Source organism: Lentibacillus sp. L22, from assembly GCF_040812445.1.
Classification (GTDB): domain Bacteria; phylum Bacillota; class Bacilli; order Bacillales; family Amphibacillaceae; genus Lentibacillus_C; species Lentibacillus_C daqui.
In genome coordinates, this window is record NZ_JBFNXI010000006.1 from 62,911 (window position 1) to 85,518 (window position 22,608).

General features: G+C 39.9%; 22 protein-coding genes and 2 other annotated features. Of the genes, 4 read left to right on the forward strand and 18 right to left on the reverse strand.

What is annotated here, in order from left to right:
- The first annotated feature begins 212 nt into the window (after nt 1–212).
- Genes ABRT01_RS04690 through ABRT01_RS04700 form a run of 3 tightly spaced genes read left to right on the forward strand, consistent with a single transcriptional unit; the run spans nt 213 to nt 3,218 of the window.
- Nucleotides 213–1,436, forward strand: coding sequence for an ABC transporter permease (locus ABRT01_RS04690; RefSeq protein ID WP_269412030.1), 1,224 nt, complete (start codon nt 213–215; stop codon nt 1,434–1,436).
- Nucleotides 1,433–2,560 carry an ABC transporter permease gene (locus tag ABRT01_RS04695; RefSeq protein WP_269412029.1) on the forward strand — a complete coding sequence of 376 codons (1,128 nt, stop codon included), beginning with the start codon at nt 1,433–1,435 and terminating at the stop codon, nt 2,558–2,560. Before ABRT01_RS04690 ends, ABRT01_RS04695 begins: the two co-directional genes overlap by 4 nt.
- Nucleotides 2,547–3,218, forward strand: a complete 672-nt coding sequence (locus tag ABRT01_RS04700) for an ABC transporter ATP-binding protein (RefSeq protein WP_269412028.1) — start codon at nt 2,547–2,549, stop codon at nt 3,216–3,218. The genes ABRT01_RS04695 and ABRT01_RS04700 overlap by 14 nt, the downstream gene beginning before the upstream one ends.
- Before the next feature lie 240 nt (nt 3,219–3,458).
- On the opposite strand, the gene ABRT01_RS04705 is transcribed toward ABRT01_RS04700, so the two are convergent.
- Nucleotides 3,459–4,544, reverse strand: coding sequence for a M42 family metallopeptidase (locus tag ABRT01_RS04705; protein WP_269412027.1), 1,086 nt, complete (start codon nt 4,542–4,544; stop codon nt 3,459–3,461).
- Nucleotides 4,545–4,612: 68 nt separating this feature from the next.
- Nucleotides 4,613–5,098, reverse strand: coding sequence for a dUTP diphosphatase (locus tag ABRT01_RS04710; protein WP_269412026.1), 486 nt, complete (start codon nt 5,096–5,098; stop codon nt 4,613–4,615).
- A gap of 170 nt (nt 5,099–5,268) precedes the next feature.
- Here ABRT01_RS04710 and ABRT01_RS04715 point away from each other — a divergent pair, with 170 nt between their 5' ends.
- Nucleotides 5,269–5,661, forward strand: coding sequence for a sigma-w pathway protein ysdB (locus tag ABRT01_RS04715; RefSeq protein WP_269412510.1), 393 nt, complete (start codon nt 5,269–5,271; stop codon nt 5,659–5,661).
- 31 nt (nt 5,662–5,692) lie between these two features.
- On the opposite strand, the gene ABRT01_RS04720 is transcribed toward ABRT01_RS04715, so the two are convergent.
- The 16 genes from ABRT01_RS04720 to icd form a co-directional block, all read right to left on the reverse strand.
- Nucleotides 5,693–6,265, reverse strand: a complete 573-nt coding sequence (locus ABRT01_RS04720) for a TVP38/TMEM64 family protein (RefSeq protein ID WP_269412025.1) — start codon at nt 6,263–6,265, stop codon at nt 5,693–5,695.
- A 209-nt stretch (nt 6,266–6,474) separates the two neighbouring features.
- Complete coding sequence (gene rplT / locus ABRT01_RS04725; RefSeq protein ID WP_269412024.1) at nt 6,475–6,831, reverse strand: 50S ribosomal protein L20; 357 nt, start codon at nt 6,829–6,831, stop codon at nt 6,475–6,477.
- A 56-nt stretch (nt 6,832–6,887) separates the two neighbouring features.
- The gene (gene rpmI / locus ABRT01_RS04730) at nt 6,888–7,085 is read right to left on the reverse strand and encodes a 50S ribosomal protein L35 (protein WP_269412023.1); all 198 of its coding nucleotides are present in this window, start codon (nt 7,083–7,085) and stop codon (nt 6,888–6,890) included.
- An 18-nt stretch (nt 7,086–7,103) separates the two neighbouring features.
- Nucleotides 7,104–7,610 (reverse strand): translation initiation factor IF-3, encoded by a 507-nt coding sequence (gene infC / locus ABRT01_RS04735; protein ID WP_269412509.1) that lies wholly within the window; start codon nt 7,608–7,610, stop codon nt 7,104–7,106.
- A 96-nt stretch (nt 7,611–7,706) separates the two neighbouring features.
- Nucleotides 7,707–7,836 (reverse strand) — a sequence feature (ribosomal protein L20 leader region).
- A gap of 100 nt (nt 7,837–7,936) precedes the next feature.
- Nucleotides 7,937–9,871 (reverse strand): threonine--tRNA ligase, encoded by a 1,935-nt coding sequence (gene thrS / locus ABRT01_RS04740; protein WP_269412022.1) that lies wholly within the window; start codon nt 9,869–9,871, stop codon nt 7,937–7,939.
- A 74-nt stretch (nt 9,872–9,945) separates the two neighbouring features.
- Nucleotides 9,946–10,164 (reverse strand) — a binding site (T-box leader).
- Nucleotides 10,165–10,224: 60 nt separating this feature from the next.
- Nucleotides 10,225–11,073 (reverse strand): putative sporulation protein YtxC, encoded by an 849-nt coding sequence (ytxC, locus tag ABRT01_RS04745; RefSeq protein ID WP_269412021.1) that lies wholly within the window; start codon nt 11,071–11,073, stop codon nt 10,225–10,227.
- Nucleotides 11,074–11,212: 139 nt separating this feature from the next.
- On the reverse strand, nt 11,213–12,145 hold the full coding sequence (gene dnaI / locus ABRT01_RS04750; protein WP_269412020.1) for a primosomal protein DnaI: 933 nt from the start codon (nt 12,143–12,145) through the stop codon (nt 11,213–11,215).
- A 5-nt stretch (nt 12,146–12,150) separates the two neighbouring features.
- Complete coding sequence (locus tag ABRT01_RS04755; RefSeq protein ID WP_269412019.1) at nt 12,151–13,500, reverse strand: replication initiation and membrane attachment family protein; 1,350 nt, start codon at nt 13,498–13,500, stop codon at nt 12,151–12,153.
- Nucleotides 13,501–13,556: 56 nt separating this feature from the next.
- Nucleotides 13,557–14,018, reverse strand: a complete 462-nt coding sequence (nrdR, locus tag ABRT01_RS04760) for a transcriptional regulator NrdR (RefSeq protein WP_269412018.1) — start codon at nt 14,016–14,018, stop codon at nt 13,557–13,559.
- A 39-nt stretch (nt 14,019–14,057) separates the two neighbouring features.
- Entirely contained in the window at nt 14,058–14,438 is a 381-nt protein-coding gene (locus ABRT01_RS04765; RefSeq protein ID WP_269412017.1) for a cytosolic protein, read from the reverse strand.
- A gap of 164 nt (nt 14,439–14,602) precedes the next feature.
- Nucleotides 14,603–15,634 carry a glyceraldehyde-3-phosphate dehydrogenase gene (locus ABRT01_RS04770; protein ID WP_269412016.1) on the reverse strand — a complete coding sequence of 344 codons (1,032 nt, stop codon included), beginning with the start codon at nt 15,632–15,634 and terminating at the stop codon, nt 14,603–14,605.
- 124 nt (nt 15,635–15,758) lie between these two features.
- Nucleotides 15,759–16,358, reverse strand: coding sequence for a dephospho-CoA kinase (gene coaE / locus ABRT01_RS04775; RefSeq protein WP_269412015.1), 600 nt, complete (start codon nt 16,356–16,358; stop codon nt 15,759–15,761).
- Nucleotides 16,359–16,383: 25 nt separating this feature from the next.
- Entirely contained in the window at nt 16,384–17,211 is an 828-nt protein-coding gene (gene mutM, locus ABRT01_RS04780) for a DNA-formamidopyrimidine glycosylase (protein WP_269412014.1), read from the reverse strand.
- Nucleotides 17,212–17,237: 26 nt separating this feature from the next.
- A complete protein-coding gene (polA, locus tag ABRT01_RS04785) occupies nt 17,238–19,877 on the reverse strand; it encodes a DNA polymerase I (RefSeq protein ID WP_367746406.1) in 2,640 nt (879 codons plus the stop codon).
- Between the two features lie 160 nt (nt 19,878–20,037).
- Nucleotides 20,038–20,976, reverse strand: a complete 939-nt coding sequence (mdh, locus tag ABRT01_RS04790) for a malate dehydrogenase (protein ID WP_367746407.1) — start codon at nt 20,974–20,976, stop codon at nt 20,038–20,040.
- A gap of 354 nt (nt 20,977–21,330) precedes the next feature.
- The gene (icd, locus tag ABRT01_RS04795; protein WP_367746408.1) at nt 21,331–22,602 is read right to left on the reverse strand and encodes an NADP-dependent isocitrate dehydrogenase; all 1,272 of its coding nucleotides are present in this window, start codon (nt 22,600–22,602) and stop codon (nt 21,331–21,333) included.
- Nucleotides 22,603–22,608 lie beyond the last annotated feature (6 nt).

Below are 22,608 nucleotides of genomic sequence, written 5' to 3' on the forward strand. Positions count from 1 at the left end.
AAAGGATAAAAAGGACCGAGAAGTTCTAGGCGGCGTAGCTTTGAGCACCGGAGTGTACATAAAAGGTACATGAGGAGCGGAAAAGCAAGCCAACGAGCTTCAAAGGAAGGCCGACTAAAAACGGGCTTGCGCTCAGGCGTCGGCATACCCCTTTTGCAGGGGAACGTCATTTTTACCGGAACTTTTGAACATCCCCTAAAGGAAGTGACAACATGATATTCTTGAAACACATCACCCTGTTTATGTACCATAATTGCAAAAGGTTTGGGAGGAAGTGGCTATCACTTCCTCTTCTTTTGCTTTTTCCTATTATTATTGTCAGTTTGAGCGAGACAATTGTAATCTCATTGATGACTCATGATAAACAGGAACCAATAGAGATCGGATTAGTCGATCTGGATCAATCAGACGAAACCCAATTGGTGGTCGGACTAATTGAACAGTCCACACAGCTGGGCAGTTACCTATCTATCAATCAACTATCAGAGCACGAGGCTAACAACCGGCTACAACAAAATCAATTAAGTGGATACATAACCTTCCCAAAAGGGTTTACCAGTGATTTATATAATGGAAATGCAGTTACATTACCAATCACAGGGAATCCGGCAAAACGAATGGACAGCTATATCATTAAGGAGTTAATAGACAGTGTTTCCCGGCACATTCGTGCTGCACAAGCAAATATACTGACCATTAACTACTTTGCCAAACAACTGCCGATCGCAACCGAACAAAGGAGCGACATGTTATTTGACCAGTTTAAAAGCTTTATCTTTTACACCATCGGTAAAGATAAAATCATCGAGGAAAAAACAATAACCAATCATGCTACAAGTTCACCGGTTCATTACTATGGTCTTGCAAGCTGGTTTATTATTATGACCATTTGGTTAATTGCTTTCTATTCTTTTTTAACCGACCACGAACCACTGCGAATGAATCAGCGAATGCGTTTATATGGGGTAACACAATTGCAGCAGCTGATGGCCAAAATGCTGACATCCCTATTCATTGTGATGATTTTAAGCTTGCTTGCCCTGATGGTCTTGCAACGAATGATTCATATCAATCTGGATATAAAAGATTACTGGCGAATAGCTATCATCACTATCTTATACAGTTTTACATTTTTAGAGGGGTTGGCCACAATAGAAACAGTAGTCCGATCGGCAAAATTACGATTGCTTGTCCAGTCTTTATTTACATTTGTCATCTTATTTATAAGCGGTGCCATTATACCAGTATTATACTTTCCACACGGGGTTCAAGCATACCTTCCTTATAGTTTTGCTAATCAGGCATACAAATGGCTGGAGGAAATCATTTTAAACCAACGGATTTATGCAGATTACCTGCCACTTGCTCTAATGTCAGCTTCCGGATTGTTTGTTTTTGTGGCAATGTCGTTATGGAAGGAGGGCAAGAATCCATGAAATCCATTTTATTAACCCGGGGTATGCATTGGAAAAAACATTGGCTGACACTTTTATTATGGCTGTTGCTACCACTAATGGCGACCATTGGAATTGTTACAATAATTGATTCGATGAAAGCAAAAAGCAGTATTCCTGTTGGTATTGTAGTTGAAGACGATTCCCCAGCTGCGAAGGAATTGTTAAAGCAGGTCGCATCCACCTCGTTTGTTCATGTTTACCAGCTTGAAAAAGAGAATGCCCGCCATCAATTGAAAAAGCATCAACTTGACAGTATCTTTATTATTCATGATGGTTACGGAGAAGACATTTTTCATGACAATCGAAATCAATTGCTAACGGGCTATCGATCAGATCTATCCTTTGCGTATACCCCGGTAAAAGAAATGATTCTGTCGTATATCCAGCAGCAAACCGGCAGATCAAAAGCGGTTCATACGGTACAGGAACTCACTGGCCAGTATGCTTCACCCAAGCAATGGACACGAGACGAAATTGTTACAAAAGCAGATGAAATCCAGTTGGAAGAAAACCTGTTAACATCATCTTTTTCTTTTGGTAAAACAGCATCATCACCAAATAACGATACCAAGTTGATCAACATATGGGGGATATGGGCGAGTTTTACCTTGCTGGCAACGCTTTTGTTGTTTGACTGGATTATTCATGAAAAACATGCAAGTATCAGGCTGCGGTTTGCATTTATGCGCTGGTCATTGAAACATTATCTCATCTTGAATTTTATGATCTATACCACTCTATGCCTTATTTTTGATGGGATCACCATCATTACGTTTTGGCTCATGCTTGGTGAACGAATACCGATTTGGAGCTGGATTTGTTTCAGACTGTTCTTGAATATGGCTATCTTTTTATTCTCAAACCTGTTTAAACGATCATTCCATTATTATATGACAGCATTTGCTCTAACGCTAATTTTCGCGATTGGCAGTGGAGCGATCATCCCTGTTAATGGGATAATAAATCGTTGGCCGTGGATTACAGAACTCAACCCGATTCAGCCGTTTCTGGATGGCGAGTACTGGAACCTGTCATCTTTAGTGATTTTAGTTCTGGCATTTATCTGGTATTGCAGAAAGGAGGAATTTTATGCTTCACGTTGAACAACTGGTAAAGGACTATGGGAAAAAGCGAATACTGGATCATATCAGCTTTTCCATAAAACCTGGCGAAATCATCGGACTTGTCGGGGAAAATGGTGCAGGAAAGTCGACTTTAATGAAAATATTAGCTACCCTTATCCAGCCTACATCTGGCACAATCAACTTCCATGATCTGGATTATCGGCAAAATCGCAAAAAGGTGCGTCGACAAATCGGATTTGTTCCCCAGGACATTGCTGTATGGGAAGAATTCAGTGTAGAAGAAAACATGGTCTTCTTTGAACATTTATCATGGAAAAAGAAAAATAAAGAAGTTTTACATAAGCTTTGTCTGGACATGAATTTAGAAAAATGGAAGGAACCGGTGAAATCATTATCAGGTGGTATGAAACGCAAACTGAATTTGGCAATTACGCTAATCCACGATCCATCGCTATTATTATTGGATGAACCAACTGCCGGGATTGATTTAAAGTCACGTAAAGAAATTGGCATGTACTTACAAAATCAGGCGACAAGTCAGAATATGACCATCATGTATACGTCGCATGATATGGATGAGATTATCGATTTGTGTGACCGCGTTTTCTGTATTGGCCATGATCCCTTTTACCAGCAAATCCTGCAAAAGGCCGGTAAAGACATTGTAAAATTATAAAGTGAAACTTCATTCAGTGGGAGTTTCCTTTCCTCCCCTACTGATCCAGAGGAACAGAATCAGGAATTTACGGGCTGTTTATCCCCCGCCTTCCTGGACACGTATTTAGCGTAAAAAGCGGCAGCAGTTTATCACTGTTGCCGCTTTTTCGGTTGTTTTTTTATGGAATAGAAAGTATAAAATTTGCGTCTGTATGAAGTCTTTAACTAGAAAGTCCCGTTCTGCTCCAGCGCCTTTGATTTATCCAAACACAATCTCTTTTACTTTATCGCGATCCAACTTTTTAATAACTTCTACAATCAACTTCACGGCATTTTCAAAATCATCACGATGTAAAATTGCGGCATGGGAATGAATATACCGAGTGGCAATGGTAATGGATAAAGCAGGGACACCATTTGTCGTCAAATGAATGGAACCTGAGTCCGTTCCGCCACGTGCAATCGATGTATACTGATAAGGAATATGCTGCTCATCAGCGGTATCAACAACCAGATCGCGAACACCTTTATGTGAAACCATGGATGCATCGTACAAGACAAGTTGCGGTCCTTTACCAAGTTTGCTGTCCGCATCTTTGTCAGATACTCCTGGCGTATCACCAGCGATACCAACATCCACGGCAAAACCGATATCTGGTTTAATCGTATGAGTTGCTGTTTTCGCTCCACGCAAACCCACTTCTTCCTGTACCGTACCAACGCCATACACGATATTCGGGTGATTCACATCTTTTAACTGTTTAAGCACTTCAATAGCGATTGCACAGCCAATGCGATTGTCCCAAGCCTTGGCCAATAACATTTTTTCATTTTTTAATGGGGTGAATTCAAAATAAGGAACAATTGCATCCCCGGGACGAACCCCAAAATCACTTGCCTCTTCTTTACTGCAAGCCCCAATGTCGATGAACATATCCTTTATTTCGATTGATTTTTTCTTCGCTTCAGCGGATAAAATATGCGGTGGTTTCGACCCAATAATTCCGGTTACGTCCCCTTTTGCGGTCATAATTGTCACACGCTGGGCAAGCATAACCTGGCTCCACCAGCCGCCAGTAGTTTGGAAATAAACAAACCCATCATCATCAATCCTGGTAACCATAAAGCCAACCTCATCTAAATGACCGGCAACCATAATCTTTGGTCCATTTTCATCACCTGTTTTTTTGGCGATGAGACTTCCCAAATTATCCGTAGACATTTCATCGGCATATGCTTTAATATAGTCTTTCATTACTTCCCTTACTTCTTTTTCGTTGCCCGGAATTCCTCTGGCATCCGTTAAATCCTTCAACATGGTTAATGTTTCGTCCAAATTTGCCATATGTATCCATATCCTCCTTTATCAATCCAACTTTATTATAACGGTATCAATTTAAGATTACCAAATAATTAATAGCCATGATCCTGCCGTTCATAGTTAATCCCATTTTTCTCTATGTAGGCATCATATATGTCCTCTTCGTCAAAACCTAATTTCTTTCCAAGCTGTAAATAAGTGACAAACATATGGTGATAATTGGCCAAAGACGGATCTTGGTTAAACAATACGCATGCTTCAAACACAAGGTTAAATTGCTCGGTTTCCGTATTCATGACCGGTTCAATTGGTTGTGTTTCATATTGATATCCACTATCAAGCCCCAACGACATCATAAAATGCAAACCGTCAACATACTCAGCTAAAATAATCTCTTTATCACTTTTAGGCTTTTTACTCCAAAACTTGAAACAGCGTGTTTCATTGGCCAATTCGCCGATTTCTACGAGAAGGGCGAGTACCTTTTCCGAAAATAAATCCTTGCCTGTTATGCCCTGATTGTTTTCAATATATTGGTCCAATTTTTCCTGCATAACAAATAATCTATTCCAGTCCATTTTTGCTTCACTCCTTATTACCTTGATTGTATCACGAATAAAATGAAACCCAAATGAATTCTCATCCGTATTAGGGGATAATACGTTAGAGGATGTTCAAAAAGTCCGGTAAAAATGACATGCCCCTTTATCCTCCTTTTGAACACACTCTTTTGGGGAGACGGTTAATGATGATAGTGTTTTTATTTCGTGTACTGATCTTGATTGCGCTGGTTTTTTTGATATATACACTATTGCAATATTTGCGGAATCCACGAAGGAAAATACAAATCGCCAAACAACAAAAAGAGTTTTTCCTGCTGGATGATGAACAAAACAGTAAAAAAAACTTGCAATTCGTGTATAAAGGCTGTCTGTTCGAAGGGGAGAAATATTTGGGAACCACGGATCAGGCATTTGAAGTGGTTACGATACAAGTCACCGTTCCAGAGCCCCTTGATCTACGTGGATTAACAAGAGATGACTTGTACTTTTTGGAAAAGGAACTATTAATACGCTATCCTTATGCCCAGATTGAGTGGAAACACCCAATCAATCAACTGCTTATCAGCCCCACAGACTAAATGATGCCCACCTTTTATAGATGGGCATCATTTATGTGCTCACTTGGAAAAAATCCCGCCATTTAATCACAATTTCCTTTCGTCTTAATAAATAAATGAGGGGTAATAAGGCAATTAAACATATGGATACATAGAAAGGAGAGAGGTTTGATATCCATTGACCAACAGACGTATAGACGAATGCAAGTGGTATATTTGATAGCAATGATGATCTAGCGTAATCCTTAAAACCTGCTGTAATTTGAATCAAACAAAGAGATAAGAGGTGAAAATGAATAAATGGTACAAGTCGTAATATAGCGATTTGTGAAGTTGTAAAATCAGCATGCTTGCCAATCAGTTTTTGTTGCAAATTTGTCAGCCGATCAAGGTTTTTGGGCATAAAACGTATAATACCATAAAAAGCCAAACTTGATAATGTAATACCGATAAGGGAATAAAAGGTCCCCTCCACAGTTCCGAATATAATCCCACCGGAAACACAGATAAAAACAACGGGAAGAAAGAATAACGGCCGTAATAAATGAACCGTGATAAATAATAATGGTGCAAATAGTCCTCCCATTTCGATGATCGTCATGAGGTAATTACCAAACAATTCCATAGATGTCCTCCTCTGCGTTGTCATTTCGGCAATCTTTTTCCATAACGAGTAGTACATGTATATGACAATAGACGAGCCTTTATGACAATAACAAGTAAATAGACAAATAATTGATTGGTAAACACCTAACTTGGAAGGGCGAAGAATGAATTTCATTAAATAAAAAATGACCACCCTTTAATATCCAAAGGACAGTCATTTTATAAAACCTATTTTAAAGCTGCTTTTGCTTTGTCAGCCAGTTGGGTAAATGCTTGTTCGTCATTAATTGCGAGATCTGATAACATTTTCCGATTCACTTCAATTCCGGCTACTTTTAAACCGTGCATTAATTTGTTGTAAGAAAGATCGTTCATCCGTGCAGCGGCATTAATCCGTGCAATCCAAAGTTTACGGAATTCCCGTTTCTTTTGTCTGCGGTCACGATAAGCATACTGACCCGATTTCATTACTTGCTGTTTTGCTGTTTTAAATAAAGTCCGTTTCGAACCATAATAACCTTTAGCTAATTTCAATACGCGTTTACGACGTCTGCGCGTAACTGTTCCACCTTTTACACGTGGCATAATAATTCCCTCCTAATACAATTGACTTAATATCCTGGTTTCATACAATCTGCAACTTATTTATATGGAAGCATTGGATTAATACGCTTATAGTCACCAGATGCTACAAGTGCGGATTTACGTAATTTACGTTTTTGTTTTTGTGATTTGTGTGCAAACATATGACTCGTATATGCATGTGAACGTTTCAGTTTCCCGGAACCAGTTCGTTTGAAACGTTTTTGTGTCCCTTTATGAGTTTTCATTTTAGGCATAGTAATTTCCTCCTGCAATTATTTTTTCTCGTTCGTTGGAGCAAGCATAATAAACATATTGCGTCCTTCCATTTTTGCTTTGGACTCCACTGTAGAAATATCTTTCACTTCTTCAGCTAAACGGTTCAATACTTCCTGACCCAGCTCCTTGTGGGTAATCGCACGACCACGAAAGCGAACCGATGCTTTAACTTTGTCCCCTTTTTCAAGGAATTTACGAGCATTTTTTAATTTAGTATTAAAATCATGATCACCAATTCCCGGTGTAAAGCGAACTTCTTTTACATTAATAACTTTTTGCTTTTTGCGTGCCTCTTTTTCTTTCTTTTGCTGTTCAAAACGATATTTACCGAAGTCCATAATTCGGCAAACAGGTGGTTTTGCATTCGGAGCAACCAATACCAAATCAAGGTTTCGTTTTGCCGCAATATCCAGTGCTTCATTGCGCGATTTCACTCCAAGCTGATCACCATTTGAATCAATTAAACGTACTTCCCGGGCACGAATTTTTTCATTGACATTCATATCTTTGCTAATAGCCAGCCACCTCCAAAATATTTTTAAGATGTTCAAAAGTCCATTGTTCCCCTTTGAACGCTTTAATCGTTGACAAGTTATTTTCGCATAAAAAACGTGTCGGTACACAGATGCACCCACACGTCTCCAAATAGTCTATCAGGAATATATGGAACCAGTCAACAGCAATCACTTGCGTCGAACAGGTGAGAAGCGGGTGCTCCTACTTGTCTTTCGATCATTAAATTCAGCTTATATAGAATAACATCAAACTGTATATATGTCAAATACAGGATTTGTCCCCACAGCCTGAAATTAACATGGGATTGTTCGTATCACAATGTTTTCTCGACGATTTCCGTTGTAATTAATTGTTTAAATGCTTCGAATGACATGGTTTCTGATTGTTTTTCTCCATATCGACGGACATTAACAGCATTGTCATTCATTTCATTATCACCGACAACTAATGCAAAAGGTATTTTTTGTGTTTGCGCTCCACGGATTTTATAGCCGATCTTTTCGTCACGCTCATCCACTTCGACGCGTACACCTTCCAGTCTAAGTTTATCTTCTACCCGTTTGGCATAATCCAAATGGGCTTGCGGTGCTACCGGAATTACCATGGCTTGTACTGGTGCCAGCCATGTTGGAAATGCGCCTTTATATTCTTCCAATAAGAAGGCAACAAAGCGTTCCATTGTTGATACAACACCACGGTGGATAACAACAGGACGATGTTCCTTGCCATCTTCACCAATATATGTCAGATCAAAACGTTCAGGCAATTGGTAATCAATCTGAACGGTGGACAATGTTTCGTCTTTTCCAATGGCTGTTTTTACTTGTACATCAAGTTTGGGACCATAAAACGCAGCCTCACCAATTGCCTCAACATACTTAACACCCATTTCTTCCATCGTTTCTCTCAGCATCGACTGAGCTTTTTCCCACATTTCATCATTGTCGATGTACTTCTCTTTATCTTCAGGATCGCGGTATGATAAGCGGAAATAATAATCCTTTATTCCGAAATCTTCATATACTTTCTGAACAAGTTCGACGACACGGATAAATTCGTTCTTCAACTGATCCGGTCGGGCAAAGATATGTGCATCATTCAATGTCATGGCCCGAACCCGCTGTAGTCCCGCCAGCGCACCGGACATTTCATAACGGTGCATCATCCCGAGTTCTGCAATCCGGACCGGCAGATTACGATAGCTGTATAATTGATTTTTATAAACCATCATATGGTGCGGACAGTTCATTGGTCGCAACACCAAATCCTCATTATCCATTTCCATTACCGGAAACATGTCATCTTGGTAATGATCCAAGTGTCCACTGGTTTTGTATAAATCAAGGCTGCCTAGTACCGGTGTATAGACGTGGTCATAGCCCAGCCGTTCCTCAATGTCAACAATATAGCGTTCGATTGTCCGGCGAATCGTTGCCCCTTTTGGCAGCCACATCGGCAACCCCTGGCCAACTTTTTGTGAGATGGTGAAAATACCCAGTTCCTTACCAAGTTTCCGGTGATCACGTTCCTTACGTTCCTCCAAAATCCGCAAGTATTCGTCGACCTGGCTTTGCTTTTCAAACGCTGTACCATAAATTCGCTGCAACTGTTTGTTATTACTGTCACCACGCCAATACGCACCAGAGATACTCAACAATTTAAATGCCTTGATCTTGCTTGTTGATGGCACATGGACACCACGGCAGAGATCATAGAATTCACCTTGCCGGTAGATTGTCACCTGTTCATCCTCAGGAATAGCGTCGATTAATTCAAGTTTCAGTTCGTCATCCTGAAACATTTCCTTTGCTTTGTCACGAGTTACTTCAATCCGTTCTATTTCCAGGTTCTCATCAACAATCTTGCGCATTTCCTTTTCAATCCTTGGCAGATCTTCCGGGGTAATGGTATGCTCCATATCCATATCATAATAGAAACCTTCTTCAATCACCGGTCCAACACCAAAGTTAACATGTTTATATAACCGTTTAATCGCCTGAGCCATCAAATGTGCAGTCGAATGCCGTTCAACCTCGATGCCTTCTTTACTTTTATACGTAATAATTTCAATGGCTCCACCTTTAGGTAATTCCCGTTTTAAATCATACAGTTTACCATCTAATTTAATTGCTAATGCTTGTTTTTTTAATCCCGGAGAAATAGAAGCCGCGATATCTTCACCGGTTGTCCCGGCCGGAAACGCTTTTTCAGCTCCATCCGGAAAAATGATTGCAATGTCCGCTGCCATGGTGATCGCTCCTTTTCATAATTTATCTATTGTTATTTAGAACTAAAAAACGCCCACCCCTCTGCATCTGTAAGCAAAGGGACGAGCGTTGGTCACGTGGTTCCACCCTATTTCCCGTAAAAAATACGGCTTTAAATCGTTAACGCAGATTAAACGCTGCTATCTACTTGATACGTTCAATAACAGAGCTCAAAGGCGGTAATCATCTGGTTGTATATGGAAGCTTTCAGCCGATGACTTCCATCTCTTGGTATACAATAAACAAATGATCTTGTCCTTATCAAAACTTGTTCATATGAATGATATAAGTCGTATTATAGCGGTTCATGATAGAAAAATCAAGTCTTTATATGTCACTTTTTTAGATAAAATGTAAACGGGAATTGTTTATATGGTTTAAACTCCACTTTTTCCTCGAAAACATTAATTACAGTTAGCGTTTTTGGTTCCGATGGGTGATCCCCATAAATTTTGATTTTTTTTGGCGCCATGGCAATCAGAGGCGCCAGATTCGACTCATCCTCATCAAGCCCGAGAATATAGAGAGGCTCTTTTTGCATCAGTGTCCGTAACTCCATCGCGGAAAACGGCTTTCCATTGTCTTTAAAAAAGGAAAAAGGGGTCCCCTGCAATACATGAATTACATCATAAGTTGTATCTTTTTTGGCTATATATTCACGAAGCATGTTGACAAATGACTGATGGTCCTCTTCCCGTTTAAACTCGTCGATTGCCAGTCCCACATATTGGACCAATTGATCTTTAAAGGCTTTTAAACGAAACTGAACAATAGAATCATAATGGATCGATGTCGTATTTTTTATATTGGCAATAAATAATGATTGCAAGAGCTGCTCTGGATCCTTATTCTTACGTACCTGCTGGCTATCATCATCTTCACCAGAAAAAATCCAATGCGTCAAATCCAGAATCCGGGCCATTTCATCCGTATTTGAATAATAATAATAATCTTCAATAATATGCTTGATCATATTCGTCAACCGATGAATAATAAAGACATCCGCCATAGCTTTGGCAATCGTTTCCAATGGTTCATTGCCAGGAACCTGATATTGCAGTTGTAATTGATTCCCCCAATTCTTATTAGTTTTCCAACGCAATTCAATTTGCTTGTTATAATGAAACAAATACTCGCAAAAACTGATTACTTCCTTATCCGAACTAAAATAAACTTCCAGCAAACAACATCACCCTCATCCAAGACCAAACTGTTACATTATATGGACAAAGGCATGAAAAAATGTGTAATCCGAATAAACTAGTAACAATAGTAATCCCTTAGCACGAAAAGCTTTCTACTCCACTTTTATATAAATATGTTCATTGGTCACGCCGATTTTCTCCGCTCATCGTGACTTCTGTACTTACTTGCTTGATTCGTTCGATGATTCTGCCCGCTTTTACCTGTTCGACCCCACCGCGATTTGAAAATGCCAATTGACCTTCCAACTGTTCCAGACTGTAATTCGACGTAAAGAAGACCGGCAAGCGTTCCATCATACGGTATTGCAGGATCGATCCCAAAATTTCATCCCGGAACCAGGCTGATTGTGTTTCCGCCCCAATATCATCAAGCATGAGGACATCCGCATGTTTAAAATAATCTATCTTATCATTGATAGAATCATCTTTAATGGAACCTTTCATTTCTCTGACAAACTCCGGCATATAAATAAGCATAGAGGAAATGTTTAGTTTTTTTAATTCATTAGCCATCGCGCCAAGCAAATAAGTTTTACCGATGCCAAATGGTCCCGATAAGTAAAGTCCCTTAGCCGGAATGGCCGTTTGAGCCTGCTTCACAAACAACATTAAATCACGAAAAACCTTCCTTCTTTTATCATCGATATCCACGTTGTCAAAGCTCGCATGTAAGATATCTTTTGGCATATACAAACTTCTGATCAGTTTTTCCTGTTTTTTTTGCTTCTCATATGCAATCCGGTTGTGGCATTTTTCATAGGTCAGATGAATTTCATTTTGGTCCGTTTTAAGGATTGGCGAATATCCTTGAATCATATTGATGCATTGACCAAATGAATGACATTTGTCACACTGCTTTGATTGTGTTTTATACTCATATAATTTCATCAGGTTTTTATCAATTTCAGCCTGGGTCAATTGTGGATTTAAAGCGAGAAACTGACTGATTTCCGGATCATGAAGAACTTCCTGTTTCATCGCCGTATAATTTTCTTGAAAATTTTTATTATCCTGCATCCATTTTTTTAATGTAGATTTGATTGGTTCCATAGAAATCATCCTTGCAAGTGACTATTTTTACTTGTGAATTCGCGTAATAATGCTTCAAACTCTTCTTTCTCTTCCTCGGTTTCCGTATGTTCCGTTTGCGTATTGTTTTTCGTTTGTTTATTCTTGCGCTGTTTAAACCAATCAGGTACAACCTCTTTGGAAGCAGGCCGTCGATTTTTGTTGTTTGCATATCCTTTTTGATATTTAGCTTTTTCCTTTTTGGCAAATTCCATTGCTTCTCTTGCCGTTTGTAAATTGGCACGGGACCAATGACTGGCAATTTTCTCCATATAAGCCTTTGATAATTTCATATTTGATTGTAGCAATACATAGTGGATCAGTACATTCATTACCGGTGACGGCAGACCCTGGGTTGTCATAATATCCCGAATGATTTTCAAATCCTGGCCTGATGCATGATTACCACTTGATAAATCCTCCAACAATTGCTTTGGCGAGATGGATTCCAATTCATGAATCAGCTGCTCTTCTTTTGTAACCGGGTTCGCATTCACCGCTGTTTTTTGTTTCTGCTTCTGATACGCCAGCCGATCCGTTAATTTGACAACTGATTCCTGATGCACAGCTTGAAACAAATCGTGGCAAGCCTGTTTGAACTCATCAGTATCCAACCTGTTTTCCTCTGTCAATGCCCACATCACAGCTTTTTCGATCTCATGTTCTGTCAAATCATACAGTTTCATCATTTGTGAAATTAATTTTCGGTTATCAGCTGTTAATACTTCATCTGCAGGAATCATTCGCTTACCAAGCATTTGTTTCATCCAAGTAAAATCAGGCAAATGATCTTGCCTTTCCAATAGCGTTTCAACAGGATCCGATGTGTCTGGATGTGGCTGAAATGTTTGGAAAACCTCCTGAAATCCGGCAGTAATGTCCTTACCATCCGGTTGCCGGGAAGGAACACAATAATGATCTTTCAATGCGGCAAACTTATCTTCTCCCAAGTGATGGTATAGCAGCTGTGTTAACATATCATCTTTAAAAAAGTCACTTGGCGCAAAAGGTTCCAGGAGGACATATGTATAATAATCGTTTTGAAGCGCCTGTTGTTTAAAGGTTTTCAATAAGCCGATCCCCTCGAGCTTCAGCCTGGCCCGATAAATCTCGTCCATCGGCAAATCCATATAATTCATTAATGTATGATGGGTCTGCGGCTGCTGATCTTGTTGCAGCTCTATCTCATCCAGGAGCGTTTGATACAACATCACCGCCGTTAATCCGATGAGCGGCTGATACAAATGGGTTAGTGATTTTACGTAACCCTCCGGCAAACTCCCTTTTTGTACAACGATATATCCTTCGATCGGCAGCATTTTGCCAAAAGCATCCATCCATCTCACACTCCTACCCAAAAACGTTAAACCTAACCTATCATGCATGATTCACTTCACTGTTTATCTGTATTGATCAGGTCTTTGAGTTCGTCTAAAAACACACTAATATCTTTAAACTGGCGATAAACGGAAGCAAATCGTACATAAGCAACTTCATCGACTGTTGATAAGCGATCCATTACCTTTTCACCAATTTGATCACTAGGGATTTCTGAACTCCCACTGTCACGAAGATCTTTTTCAACATCCAGTGCAATTTCCTCAATTTTCCCTAGTGGAACAGGTCGTTTTTCACATGCCTTTATGAGACCACGTACAAGTTTATCACGATTAAATTCCTGTCTTGCCCCATCCTTTTTCACTACAATCAGAGGAACCTCTTCAATCCGCTCAAATGTGGTAAATCTGTACCCGCATCGTTCACATTCCCTGCGTCTTCTTATGGCATGGCCTTCCTCTATTGGCCTGGAATCAAGCACCTTTGTACTCTTACTCTGACAATTTGAACACCGCATTCTTTTCGCTCCGTTCATTTAGGTTAAGTAATTCCGGCATTAATCAATCAATGTAAATATTTTATCAAACTCATGATACAATCGCCGGATTAACTTTGAACTATAGGCAAAATCAGATGGCAGGATTGATTCTGTAGTTACTGTAAAATCAATCGCCGTTCGATAGGGCCTTACCATAATAATTGTTGCTATGATAAATGCTTTCCGTCCTTTTATCACATTGACACTTATTTCTCCATGTTGCTCGGAAATTGAATTTACCTGATAGATATCTGACTGATTAAAAAACGTTTCTAAAGCTTGTAATCCTTTATCTTTGGTTGTTTTATAATAATGTGTTTGTAATCCGCTATCCCAGTGATCCTCACTAGTTTCCGCATGCTTGCTAAAATATTTCGCTATTACATGTTTAACAGACACTCTACTCCCCACCTGGAAAAATTAATCATGCGTTTCTCTATGCTTTATTTCCTTTATTTTAACATGTTTTTTAGATTTTCACTATCTCGGTCCATTTAAAATTAAAGTGGGCAGATCAAGACTCTTTACCATGATCTGCCCACTGTTGGTTATCTCCCAAATAGTTATGAAATTTTCATTTGTTTCTGATGCATATACTGTCCGACATATTTAGTCAAATCGATTACCCGGTGTGAATAGCCCCATTCATTATCATACCAGGCCAATACCTTGATTTTATTATCTTCCATTACCATTGTTGATAATCCATCAATAATTGCAGAATAATCCGTTGTTGTATAATCAACAGAAACAAGCGGTTCACAACTATAGTGAATAATACCTGTCAATTCATGGTCTGCGGCTTCCATGAATTTACGGTTTACTTCCTCAGCTGTAACCGGCTGGTAGACATCAACTACCAGATCAACAAGTGAGACATCAGGTGTTGGTACCCGTAACGCCATTCCATGAAGTTTGCCACTTAAATGCGGTAATACTTCCCCCAATGCCTTTGCCGCACCCGTTGATGTTGGAATAATTGACTGGGTACACCCCCTGGCCCTTCGCAAATCTTTATGGGGATTGTCAGTATTATGCTGATCATTCGTAAACGCGTGGACGGTTGTCATTAGCCCATTTTTAATTCCAAATTGTTCATCCAGCACTTTTACAACAGGTGCAAGACAATTTGTTGTACAGGAAGCATTAGACACAATATGATCATGATCAGGATCATACATTTCATGATTAACCCCCATCACAATTGTCCGATCAACTTGCTTACCCGGCGCCGTTAAGACTACTTTTTTTGCACCAGCTCTTAGATGCAACCCTGCCCCAACCCTTGAATTAAATTTCCCCGTGGCCTCGATAACAATATCAATCATTAATTCATCCCAGGGAAGTTTCTCCGGGTCCCGCGCATTGACCAGCAATACTTTCTTTCCGTCTACCTCAAGTCCATCCGCCAGCGGCTTCACCTCTTTGTCAAAAATACCATGAACGCTATCATACTTAATCAAATGGGCAAGTGTTTCTGGAGGATAATTTGCATTGACCGCTACCACATGTAATTGTTCATCCTTCATCGCCTGGCGAAATACCATTCGTCCAATGCGACCAAATCCATTAATCGCAATTCGGGTTTTACTCATTCTTCATAGTCCTCCTAATGTGTTATACTCATCAAGTTAATGTTATAATTAGTATAACACATTACAAGCCAAATGTGATATTAATTTTAAAATAAAAAAGCCCGAATCTAAGGATACGGACTTTTTAAAAGACATTCCACGCTCGCAAAATTCTTTCCAGCTGTTCATAAGATTGATATTTTGTTCCATTATTATTAATTACGGCGTCTGCCATAGCAGCTTTTTCTTTCACAGGAATTTGCGACTGAATCCGTTGACATGCCTCTTCTTCAGTATAATGATCCCGATTCATCAAGCGCTCCAACTGAACTGATTCGTCAACAAATACTACTAATGTTTTGTCTACAAAATGGGCAAGATTTCCTTCAAATAATAACGGAATATCCAACACAACACACGATGCACCCGCGTCAATTAAAGAATCCCTCATGTCCAGCATTTTTTTCCGGACCGCTGGATGGACTATATCATTTAACTGTTTACGTTTGGTTTCATCTGCAAAAACGATGGCACCCAAATGTTTTCGATCGATTGTTTTATCATCTCGTAACACATCCGTGCCAAATGTTTCAATGATTTGCGCATACGCCTTTTCCCCCGGTTCAACGACTTCGCGGGACAATTTATCTGCATCGATAACGGGGATATTGTAATCATCAAACATAAGTGACACAGTACTTTTACCACTGGCTATACTTCCAGTGAGACCAATTGTCAAGGCCATAGGACATCCCTCCTCTCTTAAGCCGCTATTTTTTTTGGCAAGAGACACACAGGTGAGTGCCCCTTCCGCCAATTTTCATTTTTATAATCGGTTTCCCACATTTTTTGCAAGCCTGATCTTCCTGACCATAGACAAACAGCTCCTGCTGAAACATTCCCATTTCTCCCTGGCCATTAAGATAGGAACGGATAGTTGTTCCACCTTGAGCCACTGCCTGTTCTAATGTTGTTATAGCTGCTTGTTGGACGGATTTCGTTTCTTTTTTGGTTAATTTACTGGCCTTTTTTAGTGGATGAATTCCTGCTCTGAACAGTGTTTCATCAACATAGATATTGCCTAAACCAGCTACAACGGTTTGATCAAGCAGGACAGCTTTAATCGCACGCTCCGTTTTTTTCAATTTCTCATATAAGTACGCTGTTGTAAACTTCTCATCAAATGGATCAGGACCTAAATGATTCAGTGGTTTTTGGGCAAATTCCGTTCCTTTTTTAAAAACATGCATAGTGCCAAATTTACGAACATCATTGTATCGTAATTCTTCCCCGTCCATAAAAGTGAAGATGATATGTGTATGTTTTTTTACCGGATCCGTTTCCGGGTGAACGCTATACTTACCTTCCATTCGTAAATGGGATACAAGAACAACGTCATCAAGCTGAAATAAAAGAAATTTTCCTTTTCGTTTAATATCATGAATCGTTTGTCCCTCAACCATATGTTTAAATGCTTCCACATCATCAGGATATTTAATGATGTTTGGCCAAAAAACACGAACATGATCAATCGTCTTTTCCAATACCAAACGTTTTAAAGTGTTTTTTACTGTTTCGACCTCTGGTAATTCTGGCATATTTCTTTTTCTCCCTTAATTATAACTTACTTTGCATCAAACCAGCTTTCTCCGTATTCATAATCAACTTTTAGCGGTACATCTAATTCAACCGTGTGTTCCATCACATCCGGAACAATTTCTTTTAGTTTATCTACTTCATCTTTTGGTGCTTCAAGAATAAGTTCGTCATGAACCTGCAGAAGCATACGCGCTTTCAGACCCTCATCAAGCAACTTTTCGTGCAGATCGATCATTGCCTTTTTAATGATATCTGCCGCGCTTCCCTGAATTGGTGTGTTCATTGCCGTTCGTTCGGCAAAGCTTCGTTTATTAAAATTTCTGCTTGTAATGTCAGGTAAATATCGCCTGCGTTTCATTAACGTGGTGACGTACCCTTTATGCTTAGCTTCCTGAACAATTTCTTCCATATAGTTTTTAACGTTTGGATAGCTTGTGAAATAACGATCAATAAACTGTTTTGCTTCTTTCCTGGTGATTCCTAAACTTTGGGAAAGACCATAATCACTAATTCCATAAACAATACCAAAATTGACCGCCTTGGCATGACGCCGCATGTTTGCGGTAACCGCATCTCTGCCAACATGGAACACTTCCATCGCTGTCTGTGTATGGATATCCGTATTGTTCTTAAAAGCATCAATCAGTTTGTCATCTTTGGCAATATGGGCAAGTACCCGCAATTCAATTTGTGAATAATCAGCAGCAAACATAATCCAACCTTTATTTGCGGGAACAAATGCCTGGCGAATTTTTCTGCCTTCTTCCAACCGGATTGGGATATTCTGCAAGTTGGGATCGACGGAACTTAATCGTCCTGTTTGGGTTAAGGCCTGATTATATCTGGTATGAATTTTATGGGTATGCCTATCGATAACCTTTAGCAAACCTTCTACGTATGTTGATTGTAATTTCCCTAACTGTCGGTACAATAGAAGTTTGGGGATGATTTCGTGCTCGTTCTGCAGTTGCTCAAGGACATCTGCAGCAGTGGAATAACCGGTTTTTGTTTTTTTGATGACCGGCAGTCCCAGTTTTTCAAACAAAATTGGTCCCAGTTGTTTTGGTGAGTTTAAATTAAATTTTTCTCCCGCCAATTCATAAACTTCCTGTTCAATCTGATCCAACCGCTGTTTTAATTCAGTTCCCATATCTTTCAGCCGTTTAATGTCCACCCGTACCCCTGTATGCTCCATTTGTCCAAGAATAAGTGCAAGTGGCATCTCAAGTTCTTGTAGCAAGGAAAATTGTTCGTTATTTTTGAGTTCCGCCTCCATATCTTCCTTCATTTGAAACAATAGATTGGTTTTTCGGACAACATGGTCGGCAAGTACATCTCTTTCCGGAAGTTTCAACTTGGCTCCCTTGCCATAAACTTCTTCATCAAACAATACCTTCGTTGTATGCCCCATTCGATGACCAATCGTGGGAATGTCGTGATGATTCTCCCCCGGGTTTAACAAATAAGAAGCCAGCAGCATATCGAATGTAATACCTTTCATGTGTATCCCTTGGTTTAACAAGGCAACCAATGTTTTCTTGGCATCGAATACATACTTTTTCTTTGATTGGTCCTCCGCCCATTCTTTAAAGGCTTTTGATTCGATTGCCACTTTGGCTGGGACAAAATATGCTTGTTGTTCGTTAACAATTCCAATCCCCTCGATTGGTTCCTGATGATAGTTATCGCCAAGCATTTCGACAACCATTGCTTCCGCTCCTGTAAACATTTCGGTTTTTATTTTATCAACAATGGTATAATCAATTGGCGTTAATGTTTCTTTTTCTTCTTCATCCCCTGATTCACCGGAAACTCTATTTAATAATGATTGAAAACCAAGATCTTTAAACACCGCAGTTACCTTACCCTGTTCGTAACCATGGTACGTAATATCATCAACCGTTACTTCAATTGGTGAATCACGATTAATCGTTACCAGGTCTTTACTCATAAAGGCCTCATCTTTATGGTTCGATAAATTTTCCTTCAGCTTTTTTCCGCTGATCTCATCCATATGAGCATAAACACCATCAAGCGTCTGATATTGCTTGATTAATTTTGTCGCAGTTTTTTGCCCAACACCAGGAACTCCTGGAATATTATCCGAGCTATCCCCCATCAACGCTTTTAAATCAATTATTTGTTCTGGCTTGATTTCCATTTTTTCCATCATAAATTTTGGGGTATAGGATTCAACCTCACTAATTCCTTTTCTGGTTAAATTCACTGTTATATGGTCAGAAACAAGCTGTAACAGGTCTTTATCGCCGGAGATAACCGTTACTTCCCAGTCTTTTTCATTTCCTTTTTTTGATAATGTCCCAATAATATCGTCAGCCTCATATTGATCAAGCTGATAATGGGGAATTTGAAACGCATCAAGCAATTCCTTTAAAACCGGGAACTGTTCAGACAACTCCGGTGGCGTCTTTTGTCTTCCACCTTTATACTCCTTATACGTTTCATGCCGGAAAGTTGTTTTGCCCGCATCAAATGCGACAAGAATATGGGTAGGTTTTTCTTCATCCAAGATTTTTAATAGCATGGTTGTAAAACCGTAAACTGCATTCGTGTATACACCCTTGTCATTATTGAGCAGTGGCAAGGCAAAAAAAGCCCGATAAATAATACTGTTTCCATCGATTAAAACCAGTTTGTTTGACACCAAAAGACCTCCTTGTTCAGATTACTGCCTCTATTAAATAGGTTAATCCTGTATCATCTTATAGTTATACTTTATTATACCAGTTTAACATAGCTTTTTAATGCAAAAAGGCTACCTAAATTTTAAGGCAGCCCACAAGTTTTTATCTTCTGTTTTCGTATTACCTTACAATTTCCAGTACATTTTTAACTGAATCAGCCGATTTATCGAGCGCAGCTTTTTCTTCGTTGGTTAAATCCAGTTCAATGACTTTTTCAATTCCATTTGCCCCAAGGATCGTTGGTACACCAAAATAAATATCGGTGTAACCATATTCCCCTTCAAGATAGGCAATTGCCGGAATGACGCGGCGTTGATTCTTGAGAATTGCTTCTGCCATCACGGTTAATGATGCAGCTGGTGCATAATAGGCACTGCCGTTTCCCAACAAGTTAACAATTTCGCCGCCGCCTGTACGGGTGCGTGCGACAATTTCATCCAATCGATCTTTGGAAATTAATTTTTCTAATGGGATTCCACCTGCGTAGGAATAACGGATTAACGGTACCATGTTATCACCATGCCCACCGAGGACGAAACCAGTAATATCTTTAACCGACAAATTCAATTCTTCAGCGACAAAGGAACGAAAACGTGCCGTATCCAGCACTCCGGATTGCCCAATAACACGTTCTTTTGGGAAGCCTGTTTCTTTAAATGCGGTATAAGTCATTGCATCTACCGGATTGGATAAGACAACAATCAAACAATCTGGTGAATATTTTGCTACATCTTTTGAAACAGTTTTCATGATTTTTGCGTTTGTGTTTACCAGGTCATCGCGGCTCATGCCAGGTTTCCGTGCTACACCTGCAGTAATAATAACGAGATCAGAGTCTTTGGTATCTTCATAGTTTGATGTACCAGTGATTTTTGCATCAAATCCTTGAACGGGACTGGCCTCAAACATGTCAAGCGCTTTTCCCTTCGTAGGATCTTCCATATTGGGAATATCAACTAGCACAACATCACCAAGTTCTTTTTGGGCAAGCATTAATGCAGTTGTTGCACCAGTGAAACCGGAACCAATTATAGATATTTTGTTACGTTTAATAGCCATAGGTATCCCCTCCCTATACGTAGCTCTTTCCGTATAAAATATTGTAATTTAGACCGCGGCCCAAATACACTTCGTTTTCCGCGGGTGACCCGTGAGCCTCCTTGCCCCGGCAAGGGGTATGCCGACGTTGGCCGCAAAGGCCGTTTTTAGTCGGCCTTCCTTAAGTACCTCGCTGCGGGGTCTCATTCTGGCCACTTGTCCCGCAGGAGTCTACGTGTATTTGGGCCGCTCAGAGTTTTCCAAAGAAGTTCTTCTTTCAAAAGCAACAATCTTTTTAAAAAGTAGCCCATTTAGAAGCAAACAACGGATTACCCGATTAGCGTTAAACTGCAACCGGGCATCTCCGTCTTGGATTTAATCCATATTTTTAATTAGTTCATCCGCAAATTCAGAGCATTTGACTTCGGTTGCACCATCCATCAGGCGGGCAAAGTCATAAGTTACGACCTTGGAAGCGATGGTTTTATCCATTGCTTTGGCGATTAAATCCGCCGCTTCTCTCCATTCCAGATGTTCAAGCATTAAGCTGCCGGAAAGAATAACTGAAGATGGATTAACCTTATCAAGTCCGGCATATTTTGGTGCCGTACCATGAGTTGCTTCAAAAATCGCATGTCCTGTATCATAGTTAATGTTTGCACCTGGTGCAATACCAATTCCGCCAACTTGTGCTGCAAGGGCGTCGGAAACATAGTCACCGTTTAGGTTCATAGTTGCAACTACATCAAATTCGTTCGGACGGGTCAGAATTTGTTGCAAGAAGATGTCGGCAATGGCATCTTTGACAATGATTTTACCCGCAGCCACTGCTTCATCCTGAGCTTTATTCGCTGCATCTTTACCATCTTTTTCAACAATTCGATCATACTCTGCCCATGTAAATACCTTGTCGCCAAATTCCTGTTCGGCAACTTCATATCCCCATGCTTTAAACGCGCCTTCAGTAAACTTCATAATATTTCCTTTATGAACAAGCGTTACGCTCTTGCGTCCTTCGTTTAGTGCATATTGAATACTTGCCCGCACAAGACGCTTGGTGCCTTCTTCAGATACAGGTTTTACACCGATACCTGAAGTTTCCGGGAAGCGGATATTATGTACATCCATTTCTTTTTGCAAGAAATCAATTACTTTTTTCACTTCAGGTGTACCTTTTTGCCATTCAATACCGGCATAAATATCCTCTGTGTTTTCCCGGAATATCACCATATTTACATCTTCCGGACGCTTAACAGGTGATGGTACACCATCAAAATAGCGAACGGGACGTAAACAGGTAAACAGGTCAAGCTGTTGGCGTAATGCCACGTTTAACGAACGAATACCGCCACCGATAGGCGTTGTGAGCGGGCCCTTAATGGCAATTTTATATTCATCAATCGTTTTAAGGGTTTCATCTGGCAACCATTCACCGAACTTGTCATATGATTTTTGTCCGGCATATACTTCTTTCCATTCGATAGATTTGCTGCCATCATATGCCTTGTCAACGGCTGCTTCAATAACCCTTTTGGCAGCAGCCCAGATATCTGGCCCGGTTCCATCTCCTTCGATAAATGGAATGATTGGACAATCGGGAACATTCATTTTCCCATTTTCTACTCTGATTTTTTCTCCTTGTGCCATCGTATA

Coding starts and splice junctions, on each gene's coding strand:
- icd (WP_367746408.1), bottom strand. CDS start 22,602: ATGGCACAAGGAGAAAAAATCAGAGTAGAAAATGGGAAAATGAATGTT.
- nrdR (WP_269412018.1), bottom strand. CDS start 14,018: ATGCGGTGTTCAAATTGTCAGAGTAAGAGTACAAAGGTGCTTGATTCC.
- ABRT01_RS04690 (WP_269412030.1), top strand. CDS start 213: ATGATATTCTTGAAACACATCACCCTGTTTATGTACCATAATTGCAAA.
- ABRT01_RS04700 (WP_269412028.1), top strand. CDS start 2,547: ATGCTTCACGTTGAACAACTGGTAAAGGACTATGGGAAAAAGCGAATA.
- ABRT01_RS04695 (WP_269412029.1), top strand. CDS start 1,433: ATGAAATCCATTTTATTAACCCGGGGTATGCATTGGAAAAAACATTGG.
- ABRT01_RS04770 (WP_269412016.1), bottom strand. CDS start 15,634: ATGAGTAAAACCCGAATTGCGATTAATGGATTTGGTCGCATTGGACGA.
- rplT (WP_269412024.1), bottom strand. CDS start 6,831: ATGCCACGTGTAAAAGGTGGAACAGTTACGCGCAGACGTCGTAAACGC.
- ABRT01_RS04720 (WP_269412025.1), bottom strand. CDS start 6,265: ATGGAATTGTTTGGTAATTACCTCATGACGATCATCGAAATGGGAGGA.
- ABRT01_RS04715 (WP_269412510.1), top strand. CDS start 5,269: ATGATAGTGTTTTTATTTCGTGTACTGATCTTGATTGCGCTGGTTTTT.
- ABRT01_RS04755 (WP_269412019.1), bottom strand. CDS start 13,500: ATGGATGCTTTTGGCAAAATGCTGCCGATCGAAGGATATATCGTTGTA.
- infC (WP_269412509.1), bottom strand. CDS start 7,610: ATGAATGTCAATGAAAAAATTCGTGCCCGGGAAGTACGTTTAATTGAT.
- dnaI (WP_269412020.1), bottom strand. CDS start 12,145: ATGGAACCAATCAAATCTACATTAAAAAAATGGATGCAGGATAATAAA.
- mutM (WP_269412014.1), bottom strand. CDS start 17,211: ATGCCAGAATTACCAGAGGTCGAAACAGTAAAAAACACTTTAAAACGT.
- rpmI (WP_269412023.1), bottom strand. CDS start 7,085: ATGCCTAAAATGAAAACTCATAAAGGGACACAAAAACGTTTCAAACGA.
- mdh (WP_367746407.1), bottom strand. CDS start 20,976: ATGGCTATTAAACGTAACAAAATATCTATAATTGGTTCCGGTTTCACT.
- ABRT01_RS04705 (WP_269412027.1), bottom strand. CDS start 4,544: ATGGCAAATTTGGACGAAACATTAACCATGTTGAAGGATTTAACGGAT.
- thrS (WP_269412022.1), bottom strand. CDS start 9,871: ATGGCAGCGGACATTGCAATCATTTTTCCGGATGGAGCTGAAAAAGCG.
- ABRT01_RS04710 (WP_269412026.1), bottom strand. CDS start 5,098: ATGGACTGGAATAGATTATTTGTTATGCAGGAAAAATTGGACCAATAT.
- coaE (WP_269412015.1), bottom strand. CDS start 16,358: ATGGCCTTGACAATTGGTCTCACTGGAAGTATAGCCAGTGGTAAAAGT.